Origin of the sequence: Cryobacterium cryoconiti, assembly GCF_004403065.1 — a bacterium.
GTDB lineage: Bacteria > Actinomycetota > Actinomycetes > Actinomycetales > Microbacteriaceae > Cryobacterium > Cryobacterium cryoconiti.
The window spans coordinates 71,729-83,928 of sequence record NZ_SOHA01000042.1 but is presented as its reverse complement, the minus strand read 5'-3'; the positions used below and the strand labels follow the sequence as shown (position 1 = coordinate 83,928).

The 12,200-nt window shown below is 68.0% G+C and carries 8 protein-coding genes; 3 read left to right on the top strand and 5 right to left on the bottom strand.

Annotated features, from left to right (window positions below; all coding sequences use genetic code 11):
- The first annotated feature begins 13 nt into the window (after positions 1-13).
- The gene (locus E3T49_RS15605; RefSeq protein WP_134425836.1) at positions 14-661 is read left to right on the top strand and encodes a thermonuclease family protein; all 648 of its coding nucleotides are present in this window, start codon (positions 14-16) and stop codon (positions 659-661) included.
- A gap of 54 nt (positions 662-715) precedes the next feature.
- Here E3T49_RS15605 and E3T49_RS15600 read toward each other — a convergent pair whose 3' ends face one another.
- Positions 716-1,216 carry a DUF6328 family protein gene (locus tag E3T49_RS15600; protein WP_134425835.1) on the bottom strand — a complete coding sequence of 167 codons (501 nt, stop codon included), beginning with the start codon at positions 1,214-1,216 and terminating at the stop codon, positions 716-718.
- Between the two features lie 51 nt (positions 1,217-1,267).
- Complete coding sequence (locus tag E3T49_RS15595) at positions 1,268-4,099, bottom strand: cation-translocating P-type ATPase (protein ID WP_134425834.1); 2,832 nt, start codon at positions 4,097-4,099, stop codon at positions 1,268-1,270.
- 391 nt (positions 4,100-4,490) lie between these two features.
- Between E3T49_RS15595 and E3T49_RS15590 the strand changes: the two genes are divergently transcribed.
- On the top strand, positions 4,491-5,993 hold the full coding sequence (locus E3T49_RS15590) for a DUF222 domain-containing protein (protein WP_134425833.1): 1,503 nt from the start codon (positions 4,491-4,493) through the stop codon (positions 5,991-5,993).
- A 43-nt stretch (positions 5,994-6,036) separates the two neighbouring features.
- Here the strand turns inward: E3T49_RS15590 and E3T49_RS16435 are convergent, their stop codons facing one another.
- The 3 genes from E3T49_RS16435 to E3T49_RS15575 all read right to left on the bottom strand — a co-directional run bounded on the left by E3T49_RS16435 (position 6,037) and on the right by E3T49_RS15575 (position 11,518).
- Complete coding sequence (locus E3T49_RS16435; protein WP_206750827.1) at positions 6,037-6,528, bottom strand: AMIN-like domain-containing (lipo)protein; 492 nt, start codon at positions 6,526-6,528, stop codon at positions 6,037-6,039.
- Positions 6,529-6,959: 431 nt separating this feature from the next.
- On the bottom strand, positions 6,960-9,218 hold the full coding sequence (locus E3T49_RS15580; RefSeq protein WP_166785586.1) for a putative bifunctional diguanylate cyclase/phosphodiesterase: 2,259 nt from the start codon (positions 9,216-9,218) through the stop codon (positions 6,960-6,962).
- Complete coding sequence (locus tag E3T49_RS15575) at positions 9,215-11,518, bottom strand: putative bifunctional diguanylate cyclase/phosphodiesterase (RefSeq protein WP_134425830.1); 2,304 nt, start codon at positions 11,516-11,518, stop codon at positions 9,215-9,217. The genes E3T49_RS15580 and E3T49_RS15575 overlap by 4 nt, the downstream gene beginning before the upstream one ends.
- A 147-nt stretch (positions 11,519-11,665) precedes the next feature.
- Here E3T49_RS15575 and E3T49_RS15570 point away from each other — a divergent pair, with 147 nt between their 5' ends.
- Complete coding sequence (locus E3T49_RS15570) at positions 11,666-12,193, top strand: flavodoxin domain-containing protein (protein WP_134425829.1); 528 nt, start codon at positions 11,666-11,668, stop codon at positions 12,191-12,193.
- Positions 12,194-12,200 lie beyond the last annotated feature (7 nt).

The window sequence follows — 12,200 nt, the reverse complement described above, 5'->3', positions numbered from 1 at the left end:
CTAGTCTCGGAGAATGGGTAGACAACAGGGTCGTTCGGTCGTGCTGGTCGGCGTTCTCGTTCTGGGAGCAGTCGGATTCGCCTGGGCGCAGCAGTCCGGCTCTCTGGCGACCGCTTTCCAGGGCGCGCTGGGTTCGCTGAGCGAGACCGAGAGCTCCGGTGTGAGCGCCGCGCCGGCGGTGACCGCCGCAGACCCTGTCTCTCCGGCGGCGGTCGGCGAGATTCCCGCGCGGCCCGGCGACGCCGTGCCGATGACGGTGGAGTACGTGCACGACGGTGACACACTCTTTCTGCGCGCAGACCAGCCGAACGCCCTGGTGGCCACGACGGATGACGTCAAGGTGCGACTGCTCGGAATCGACACACCGGAGGTAGGGGACAACGCAGAATGCTTCGGCGACCAGGCCACGGAGGCGCTGCGGGCCCTGCTGCCGGAGGGCAGCCAGACCTGGGTCACCGCCGATCAGGATCCGACCGACCAGTACGGGCGCAGCCTGTTCTATCTCTGGACCGAGGACGGGCGATTCGTCAACTACGAGCTGGTTTCCGGTGGTGCGGCCGAGTCGCTCACGATCGCGCCGAACGACACCTACTTCCCGCTGCTGAGGGCGGCCGAGGAGGCCGCGATGAGCGCGGGCGCGGGCCAGTGGGGCGTCTGCTGACGCGGCAGCGTGTCAGCGTGGCAGCGTGTCAGTGCTTCAGATCAGTGCTTCAGATCAGCGCTTCGCCAGCCGCGGCAGGATCAGCCAGACAACAACGATGATCAGCAGCACTGCGGCCCCGGCCGTCTGACCGGCCGCCCGGCCCAGTACCACGTCGAAGACCAGCAGTGCGGTGCCGGACAGGATCACAGCGACTCCGACCAGCGTGGCCCGCACCAGCACATCGGCGACCCGCACGATCTGCTTCATCGCGTGCTTCCCGAACAGCACCCGGTGCAGGCTGACCGGGCCGAGCGCCAGCACCGTGGTCACGGCGGCCGTGGCCACGAGGATGAGGTACACCGTGAGCTGGTAGCCGTCGAGTTCGGTGAAGCGCGGCTGGAAGGCCAGGGCGAGCAGGAAACCACCGACGATCTGCGTACCCGTCTGGGTGACCCTGAGCTCCTGCAGCAGCGACAGCCAGTTGCGGTCGAGGCGCTGAGCATCCGTTTCACCCCGCCGCAGACCGCCTATCGGCTCCTCGGCCGGGGACGATGACGGATCGGGCACGCTCATGGCCCGATGGTATTGCGCTTTGCGCAAATAGATGCGGGATCAGGATCAGGATCAGGATCGGGTGCGTGCCCGCAGGATCCACTTGCGCAGTTCTTCGGCCCACAACACGATGGATGCCATCCCCACGCAGACGGCCCAGTGCACGGTGTCCATCGAGGCCGTTCCGAACGCGGCCTGCAGGAAGGGGAGTTCGACCACGGCCACCTGCAGCAGGACCCCGAGCAGGAGCGCCCCCCACAGCCACCGGTTCACGAACAGGCGGTGGAACGCGGTGGTCAGTTCGGAACGCGAGTTGAGCGTGTTGAACAGCTGGGCGAAGACCAGCGTGGTGAAGCCGGCGGTGCGAGCCACGGTGAGATCGTCACTGCCGGGATCCAGCACCGGGAGCAGCCCGCCGGGCAGGAACAGGTCGATGGTGGCGAGGGTCACCACGGCCATCACCAGGCCGGTCGACATGATGCCCATCCACATGCGCAGGTCGATCATCCGCTCATTGATGGGCCGGGGCGGGCGCGCCATCACGTCGTCGATCTCCGGGTCGACGCCCATCGCCAGGGCCGGGCCGGAGTCGGTGATGAGGTTGATCCAGAGGATCTGGGTGACCAGCAGCGGCAGCACGACGGTCTCGCTGCTGGCACCGGCCAGGCCGAGCACCCCCGCCAGGAGCACCCCGAGGAACACCGTGAGCACCTCGCCCATGTTCGAGGAGAGCAGGTAGCGCAGGAACTTCTTGATGTTGTCGAGGATGACCCGGCCGCCCCGCACGGCGGCCACGATGGTGGCGAAGTTGTCGTCGACCAGGATGATCTTCGCTGCCTCCTTGGTCACCTCGGTGCCGGTCACGCCCATGGCCACGCCGATGTCAGCGGATTTCAGCGCCGGGGCGTCGTTGACGCCGTCTCCGGTCATCGCGACGATGTCGCCGTTGGCCTGCAGGGCGTCGACGATGCGCAGCTTGTGGTGGGGGGAGACGCGGGCGAAGACGGATGTCCCGCGCACCGCTTCCCGCAGCCCCGGCTCGTCGAGGAGGTCGAGATCCGCTCCCGCCAGCGCCGGCGCACCGGGTTCGACGATCCCCAGGTCGCTCGCGATCCGTGCGGCGGTCGTCGGATGGTCGCCCGTGATCATGACCACCCGCACACCCGCCCGGTGGGCTTCCTTGATGGCAGGGGTCACCTCGGTGCGGGGTGGATCGATGATGCCCACGACCCCGGCGTAGATGAGGCCCTGCTCGTCGGCCTCGTCGAGCGGGGCCGTGTTCTCGTCGGCGCGGCTGTAGGCCACACCCAGCGTGCGGAAGGCCTGGGCGGAGAGCGCCTGGATGTCGGCGAGCATCCGTTGTCGCCGCTCGTCGGTCAGGGGTACGACGCTCTCGCCGACCTGAAGAAAGGTGCACCGCTCAAGGAGAATGTCGGGTGCGCCCTTGCTGAAGATGCGCAGGCTCCCGTCGCTGGTCTCCTGGTGCAGGGTGGACATCATCTTGCGCTCCGAGGTGAAGGGCATCTCGTCCAGACGGTCGAACCGGGCCATGTGGCCTGTGGTTCCCTCGAGCTTGGCCGCCGCCACCAGGAACGCCGCCTCGGTGGGGTCACCCTGAATCTCCCACTCGCCGTTCTTCTCGGTGAGCTGGGCGTTGCCGGCGAGGGATCCCGCGCCCAGCACCAGCTGGGCCTCGTACCGGAGACACAGGTCGGTGAGCGGCGCGTCACCCTGACGCACGTCGCCTTCCGGGCGGTAGCCCACCCCGGTCACGTCGACCCGGCCGGAGGCCGTCAGCAGCTGCTGGATCGTCATCTCATTGCGGGTCAGCGTGCCGGTCTTATCGCAGCAGATCACGGAAGCGGAGCCCAGGGTCTCCACGGATTTCAGGTTCTTGACCACGGCGTTCTGCCGCGCCATCCGTTGCACGCCGATGGAGAGGATGACCGACAGGATCGCCGGCAGACCCTCGGGAACGGCAGCGACGGCAAGGGACACCCCGAGCAGGAACACGGTGACGAAGTCGGCCGGGGTGGACACCCCCTGCACCAGCACGATGGTCAGCATCACGACGATGGCGATCACGATCACCACGACGCTGAGCAGCTTTCCGATGTGGCCGATCTCGACTTGCAGCGGCGTCGGGTGCGTCTCGGTGCGCTCGAGCATGGAGGCGATGGCGCCCACCTCGGTGTTCATGCCGGTCCCGGTGACGATGCCGCGGCCGACACCCTGGCTGACGGCCGTGCCCTTGAAGACCATGTTCAGGCGGTCGCCGAGGGCGGCGGGGGCAGGGAGTGTGCGTGGGTGTTTGGTGACAGCCGAACTTTCGCCCGTCAGGGAGGCCTCGGCGATGCGCAGCGAGTTCGCCTCGGTGAGCCGGGCATCCGCCCCGACGCTGTCTCCCTCGCCCAGCACCAGCAGGTCGCCGCGCACCAGCTGGGTGCTCGGCAGGGTGGTGAGCAGGCCGTCGCGCATGACGGTCGAGGATGCCGCGGTCATGGTGGACAGGGCGGCCACCGCGTTGTCCGCGCGCGCCTCCTGCACCAGGCCGAGCACGGCGTTGAGCACCACGATGGCGGCGATCACCAGGGCATCGACGGGCAGGCCCTGGGAGCCTTCGATCAGCCAGGCGCCGAGCGACACCGCGGTGGCGACCAGCAGCAGGTAGATCAGAGGGTCGTTGAACTGGGCCAGGATTCTGCGCCAGACCGGAACCGGGCGCACGGCACGGAGTTCGTTCGGCCCCTCGGCGGCGAGGCGGCGGGCGGCTTCGGCCGCGGTCAGGCCCAGGTGGGCATCGGCCTCGAGCCGGCGGGCGATCTCGGTGGCATCGGCCAGTGAAGGGTCGAGGTCGAGGGGGTCGATCCGGTCCAGTTGTTCCGATTGAGCAGGTGCGTCCATCGGGTGGGTTCCTCTTTCCGCGAAATACCGGGTCAGTCTGGCCCGCGGCACCTTCCAGTGTAGAACCGCTGGGGAACGGCTCGTCGGCGCCCCGGTGGTCGAGCCTGTCGAGACCCGGCGAGCCGACCCTGTCGAGACCCCCGGTGGTCGAGCCTGTCGAGACTCCCGGTGGTCGAGCCTGTCGAGACCCGTCGAGCCAACCCTGTCGAGACCCCCGGTGGTCGAGCCTGTCGAGACCCGGCGAGCCAACCCTGTCGAGACCCCCCGGTGGTCGAGCCTGTCGAGACCCGTCGAGCCAACCCGTGACCGTTTAGAATACGACTTCGAAAAAGCTTCGACTAATAGGTGACAGACTCTCGACTACGCGTACTAACTCTGGTATTCTCGACGCATGACCACCACCGCAGACGACCTCAGGCAGGCAACGGATGCCGTCGCTCGCCTGGGCTCCTCCTGCGCCGACTACGAGGCTCTCGCCGACGCCGAGGTGCTGGCCGGTCAGAAGCAGATCGCGGCCGCGCGCCGCCTGCTCGACACCCGCTCCGCCTGGATGGCGGCGACCATCGCCCGCCGCTCCCGGCCCGAGCTCGGCCACTCCGGCCTGGCCGCCCAGCAGGGGTTCCTCTCGCCCGAGGCGCTGATCCAGACGGTGACCGGGTCGACGAAGAACGACGCGTTCAAGCTCGTTGCGGTCGGCACGATGATGGCCGATGCCGAGGCGGCGGAGAAACTGGTCGAGGCTGCCGTGGAGTCGCCCGACGCGGATCCCGCCGCGGTCGCGGAGTTCGTGGCGAAGGTGCCGTGGCAGGCACCGATCGCCCGAGCTGTCACCGACGGCACCCTCTCGGTCGATGCGGCCGAGTCGATCCGTTCCGGCCTCGGCCAGATCGACGCCGCGGTCACCGCCGACAAGCTCGGCACCGCCCTCGAGGCGCTCCTTGTCGAGGCGGCGTCGCTGAATGTCGACCAGGTTTTCAAGCTCGCCCGGCGTTTGCGCGACCAGCTCGACGAGGCGGGTATTGCCGCCCGGGAGAAGCAGGCCCACGACGACCGGTTCCTGCGGGTCTACCGGCTGGGAAACGGCAAGGTGCGCCTGCACGGGCTCTTCGCCCCCGAAGACGGCGAGTTCGTGCTCTCGACTTTCGACTCCGTGACCAGCCCCCGCCGCGGCGGCGTGCGCTTCGTCGACAAAGACAAGGCCGCCTGGGCCAAACGGATGCAGGACGACCCCCGCAGCACGGAGCAGATCGCCGCCGACGCCCTCGTGCAGTTGCTGAAGATCGCCGGCGAAGCCGACCAGGGCCGCGTCTTCGGCGGCCGCCGCCCCGCGGTGCGGGTGATCGTGACCGAGAAGGCCGTGAAGGAGGGCCAGCCGGCCGGTCATGCCGGCCAGCCGGCCCCCGGCCAGGCCGCCCAGGGTGGCCCGGTTCCCGCCGCAGCCACCGAAACCCGCGAAGCCGCCGCCCACGGGCAGATCGAAGGCAACCCCGTGCCGATATCGCAGGAGACCATCGACCGGCTGCTCTGCGACACCGGAACCCGCGGCATCCAGGTTGACGACACCGGGCAGATCATCAACGTCGGCCGTGACGAACGACTCTTCACCGAAGCGCAACGGGCGGCGATGGGAGTGCGGGACGGAGGCTGCCGGTGGGTGGACTGCGATAGATCACCCGCCTGGTCTGAAGCCCATCACATCAACGAATGGCTTGCCGACAACGGGTACACCGACCTTGCCGACGGGGTGCTGCTCTGCCATCCGCATCATCTGTTGCTGCACAACCAGCACTGGAACATCATCCGCACCGGAAACGACTACTGGCTACGACCACCGGTGGAAGTCGACCCGCAGCAGACGCTGATCGCACTGCCGAGTAAACGAGCGGCGCTGTAACCGGAAGCCGGGTCGCAGGGTACGTTTGCTGTCTTTGCCGGACTCAACGCCAGAGGCTGGCATCGATCTGAATAGCGACGACGAAGAGACGTTGACCCTGCTCGATCTTCTCCACCTCGTAGACGCGAACCAGCGTCTGCGGCACGGTATCCATCGGACGTCCGACACCGATCCCGTAGGTGACGTAGCCCTCGAAATCGCCCGCCGGCGCGTAACGGGTGATCGCGTCGTAGCCGATGAAGGCCGGCGGCGCCGAAACGACGCTCGACTCACCCTGCTCGGTGTGCGCCTGGGCAACGTTGAAGACCGCCCGCAGAATGCGGCTAGTCCCGGGCATGGGAACCGGCAATCCGCTGGCGTCCGAGTCCAGTTCGGGCACGAACATCAGCTCGTAACCGGGAAAACCGCCCTTGAATTTGAAGCTCATCTGGTCGTACGGCGGGGTATCCGACGGATGCTCCCCAACCCCGATCGAATACAGATAGGGAATCGGAGGCTCGGGCGGTGGCGCGATCGGCACCGGGTTGTCATGCACGACAGAGATCGGCTGATCCGGGCCGGGCCACACCCAGTCCTGGCTGATCCGGGAGGAGATGACCCGGTCACCCGACTGTGGCGGGCTCGTCTCGTCCGGTGGAGGCGTGCCGGGGGAGGGTGACGCCGGGGAAGTCGGCGTCGGCGAGGGGGAAGCCGTGGCCGTGGCGGTACCCGTGGCGGAGGGAGAGGCGTTCCCGCCGAGATTGGGATCCCAGGGTGAACACGCCGACGCGGCCAGCGTGGGAATCAGCAGCAGGGGCACCAGCAGCATCCGTCGCAGTGCTGAATATCGCCGTGCTGAATATGGACGTGCAGACTGCGCCAGTGCAGAGTGTTCCGGTGCGGCCGGTCGAAGCGTCATCATGAACCTCAATCCGCGTCCCGGTGAACCGGTGGACCCGCTGGATCAGGGCGCTCTTTCAGGGCGGTCTACACCTCGGCAGGCTCCACGACAAGGGCGGCGTGCGTGCGGCGCCGTTCGGCGAGCCAGCTGTCCAGCGTGGCCGCGGAAACGGGCTCCGACAGGTGAAATCCCTGGGCGAAGTCGCACCCGTAGCCGACCAACTGGTCGTAAGCGGCGCCGGTCTCCACCCCTTCGGCCACCATGCGCAGCCCCAGACTGTGGGCGAGGGCGATGGCCGATGACACCAGGGTTGCGGCGCGCTCATTCTCGGCCATCGGGAAGACGAAGGACTGATCCAGTTTGAGCTCGTCGATCGGCAGGTCGCGCAGATACGCCAACGAGCTGTAGCCCGTTCCAAAATCGTCGACGGAGATCCGGATGCCCTGCTCGCGCAGCCGGGTCAGGATGCCCCGTGCTCGGTCACGGTCGTTGAGCAAAAATTCTTCGGTGATCTCCAGTGCCAGAGTGGACGGCGCCAGCCCCCGGGCGGCGATCATGGCGCCGATTCGGTCCGGCAGCTCGATGTCGACCAGGGATGAGGCCGACAGGTTCACCGCAATGGTCAGCGGATGCCCCTGCGCCTGCCAGACGGCCGCCTGATCCAGCGCCTGGTTCAAAACCACCTGAGTCAGGGAGTGCATCAGCCCGGCCTCCTCGACGATCGAAATGAACTGATCCGGCAACAGCAGCCCACGCGTGGGGTGGTTCCAGCGAACGAGGGCCTCGACGTCGCAGACCACCCCGGTGCCGAGGTCGACCTTCGGCTGATAGTGCAGAACCAGCTGTCCCTCGGTGAGGGCGAGGCGCAGCTCCTCCAGCGTGCGTAACCGAATCTCACCGTGGCTGTCGTCGTCACTGTCGAACACGTGGTGTCCGCCGCGGCTCACCTTCGCCTTGTACATGGCCATATCGGCCTTGCGGAGCAACGCCGTGAAATCGGAACCCTGGTCGGGATACAGGGCGATGCCGATGCTGGCGCTGGTCTGCAGTGTGATGCCCGCGAGCAGGAACGGCTCGGCCAGGGCTGCACGCAGTTTGACGGCAACCGTCACGGCATCATGCCGGGCCGCATCCGTGAGCAGGATGGCGAACTCGTCCCCGCCGAGGCGGGCCAGCAGATCGCCGGAGCGCAACTGCCGGTTCAAGCGGTTGGCGACCTGAATCAGCAGCCGGTCACCCACGTCATGGCCGAGGCTGTCATTGACCTCCTTGAACCGGTCCAGGTCCAGCAGGAGCAGGGCGCCCTTCCTGCCTTCGCCGTCGGCAAGGCGGGCAGGGACATCCGCGTTGAAAGCGCGGCGATTGCGCAATCCGGTGAGGTCATCGGTTCGGGCCAGCCGGTTCAGCACCCGCTGGCGGCCGACCAGCGGCACCACAGCCACCGCCATGGTCGCACCGGCCAACGCCACCGCGAAGTTGGACACCGCCATCTGGCTGGCCAGGACCAGCACCCCGAGCCCGGCCACCGTGGCCACCATCGGGACCGCCAGAGCGGACACGGCCCGGCTCATGCCTGTGCGATCCGGCACCGGGCGGGGACGGGCGGAACCGTCCACCCAGAGCGCAATCAGCGCCATGCCGACGTTCCAACTCGCGTCGAGAGAGGTGCCGACCCTGTAAGTGTCGCCCTGCAGGGCGAAGACGGTGTCGGCTCCCGCGATGACCACCAGGCCGGCGATGAGCAACAGCCAGCGATGACCGCCGTCTCGACCGTGCGACGCCACGATCCCGGCGATCGCCGCCACCAGCAGCAGGTCGAGCAACGGATAGGCGGCCGCGATGACGGAGCCGAGACTCAGCGGGTTCGCGGCGACGCTATCGAAGACAGGACTGAGGACGACGGCCAGGACGGCTGCGGCCCCCAGCGAACCCACCGCGCTGTCGAGGAACACGGACCAGGCCGAGCCTCGCAGCTGCCGGTGCACGAGCACTCCCAGCGCAGCGAGCAGCAACACATAGAACAGGAGATAGCCGATGTCGGCCAGCGAACTGAACGGCGCATTGCCGTCCGCATCCGTGAGAACGAGGTAGTAGCTGTCCGCCAGGGCCGTCGACGCCAGTGCGGAAGTGGCGAGGGCCACCACGATGTTCCCTCGCGCCGCCCGGCGGAGGGCGGTGATTCCGACCAGAACGGGCGCCCACACCGACAGCATGGCCAGCCAGCCGTCGACCAGGGGGCTGAATCCATCACCCTTCAGGGCCAGACCGACGGCATAGGCGACGACCAGCACCAGCATGAGCGTCAGCGCTCCGATGCGGAACCGCTCGCGGGTACCGCCGGTCATGGCACGGCCGCCGCGTTCAGCCGGGCGGTCAACCACTCGTCGAGCGCTGCGGCAGAGATGGGGCGCGACATGAAATATCCCTGGGCGAAGTCGCATCCGTAGCGCACCAGCTCGTCGTAGGCGACGCTGTTCTCCACTCCCTCGGCCACCATTTTCAGTCCGAGGCCGTGCGCCAGGTCGATCGTGGAAGCGACCAGGGCTGCCGCCCGGGCGTCGTCCGCCATCGGGAAGACGAAGGACTGGTCGAGTTTGAGCTCGTCGATGGGCAGGTCGCGCAGATAGGCGAGCGAACTGTAGCCGGTGCCGAAATCGTCGACGGAGATCTTGATTCCGCTGGCACGCAGCCGGGTCAGGATGTCCCGGGCACGGTCCCGGTCCGCCATCAGGAAGTCCTCGGTGATCTCGAGCATCAGGGCGGTGGCCGGCAGGTCGCGGGCCGACAGCATGGTGCCCACCCGTTCGGGCAGGTCCCCGTCGATCAGCGAACTGGCGGACAGGTTCACCGCGACCGTCAGGTTTCGGCCCTGGGCGGCCCAGAGCACGGACTGGTCCAGCGCCTTGCGCAGGACCTCCTGGGTGAGCGCGTGCATGAGCCCGGCCTCTTCGACGAGGGTCAGGAACTGGTCGGGGAACAGGAGCCCACGATCGGGGTGCTCCCAGCGCACGAGGGCTTCGACACCGGAAACCGACCCGGTCGTGAGGTTGATCTTCGGCTGGTAGTGCAGGATCAGCTGGTCCTCGGTCAGGGCCAGGCGCAACTCCTGCAGCGTGCGCAACCGCACGTCACCGTGGCGGTTGTCCACGCTGCGGTAAACGTGGTGGCCGCTCAGGGTCGACTTGGCCTTGTACATCGCCATGTCGGCCTTGCGCAGCAGGGCGGTGCGATCGTCGCCCTGATCGGGGTAGAGCGAGATTCCAATGCTGGCGCTGGTCTGCAGGGAGATGCCCTCCAGCGTGAACGGCTGGGCCAAAGCGGCGCGCAGTCTGACGGCGACGGCCTCGGCCTGCGCCTGGTCGGAGTGCTCGAGAAGGATGGCGAACTCGTCACCGCCGAGGCGCGCGAGCAGGTCGTTCGGCCCCAGCCCGGCCTGGAGGCGACGGCCGACCTGCACGAGCAACCGATCCCCGGCGTCATGCCCGAGACTGTCGTTGACCTCTTTGAAGCGGTCCAGGTCCAGCAGGAGCAGCGCACGATTCGGGCTCTGGTCGGTGGCCAGTCGCCTCGAGATCTCGGCGTACAGGGCCCGCCGGTTCGGCAAGCCGGTCAACTCGTCGGTGCGGGCCTGGCGCCGCAGGGCCATCTGCCGGGACACCAGCGGAACGGCCGCGAGCGCCAGGGTGGCGGCGGCCAGGCCGACGGCGACGGCGGGCACCGTCGTCTGGCTGGCGAGGAGGAGCACACCCAGGCCGGCCGCTGTCGACACGGCCGGCATCGCCAGTGCAGCCAGGCTGTTGGTCGAGCTGTTCTGCGCCACATCGGGGCGTGAGGAGGCATCCGCCCATAGCGCGATCAGGGCGAGGCCCACGGCCCAGCCGGCATCGAGCGGAGTGCCCAGAACATAGTTGGCCTTGAGCGCGATGAAGGCGAGGCCGGTGGCGGTGAAGATCAGCAGCCCGAACGCGAGAAGGATCCAGCGCCGGCCGGCCACAGGTCCCTGCGAGGTGGTGACCGCGACGACGACCGCAACCAGCAGCAGGTTGAACAGCGGGTAGGCCACCGCAGTGGAGATCGCCGTATTCGCCCCGGCCGCGTCGAGCGCGGTCGCCACCGGCCCGAGCAGCACGGCCAGAACCGACATCGTGCCGAGCACCCCGATGGTGCTGTCCAGAACGACCGACCAGACCATGCCGCGCAACCGGCGGCGCAGCAGGATGGCGAGCACGGTCACCATGAGGAGGAAGAACACGAGGTAGGCGAACTCGATCACCTCGCGGAGCCCGCCGTCGCCCCAGAACCGCGAGACGAGGGAGAGCGAATCGGAGAACGCGATGGTGGAGATGGCCACGGCCGTCAACACGAGCTCCGGCTGACGGGACCGGATCGGGCCACCCGAGGTCGGTTCCGCACGCCTGTGCTTGCGCTTGCGGACCACAGCGGTCCAGCACACGGCGACGAGAGACAGCTTCACCAGCGTGGCCAGCACCCCGTCGACGACGAAGTTGAGACCAGTGTCGGGCACGAGCAACCCGATCACGTACAGGCTCAGGAATGCGGACATCAGCCAGGCCAGCCGGGAGCCGGATCTGGCCAAAAAACCACTGAGCAGGCGCCCGTCGAGCGCCCTTGACTTCACCTGCACGGCACCCCCACGTTATCTCGGTTCAGATTAGCAGCGGCGGGGGGCAGGTGAGCTCCGATCCACGCAAATGGGGGTGGCCAACCGTCCGGGGCCGGGAGCCCGGCGGTCGTACCATGGAAGGGAATGTCCGACGAGTTGGAGGCGATCATGACGGTTTTGGTGGGTTTTTCGAGCAAGTACGGTGCCACCGAGGGAATCGCCGAGCGCATCGCCCGCAAACTCCGCGAGGCCGGGCAGGATGCCGTCGCCCGGCCGGCTGCATCCGTCGACAAGGCCGATAAGTACGACGCCTTCGTGATCGGCAGCTCCGCCTACATGGGATCGTGGCGCAAGGAAGCGACCGAGTTCGTTCGGCGCAACCGGGAACTGCTCTCGGGGCACCCGGTGTGGCTGTTCAGCAGCGGGCCGCTGGGCACGGCCGGCCAGGATGCGCAGGGGCGAGACCTGCTCAAGGAGAGCGAGCCCAAGCAGTTCGAGGAATTCAGCGAGTCCCTCCAGCCGCGCGGCATGCAGGTGTTCTTCGGTGCCCTCGACCCGAACGTGCTCGGCCGCCGCGACCGGCTCGTGCGGCGCATCCCGAGCGGGCGTGAGCTCCTGCCCGAGGGTGACTTCCGCGACTGGGCCGCGATCGACGAGTGGTCGGCGGGCATCGCCCGGGAGCTGCGCGGCGAGTAGCAGGACC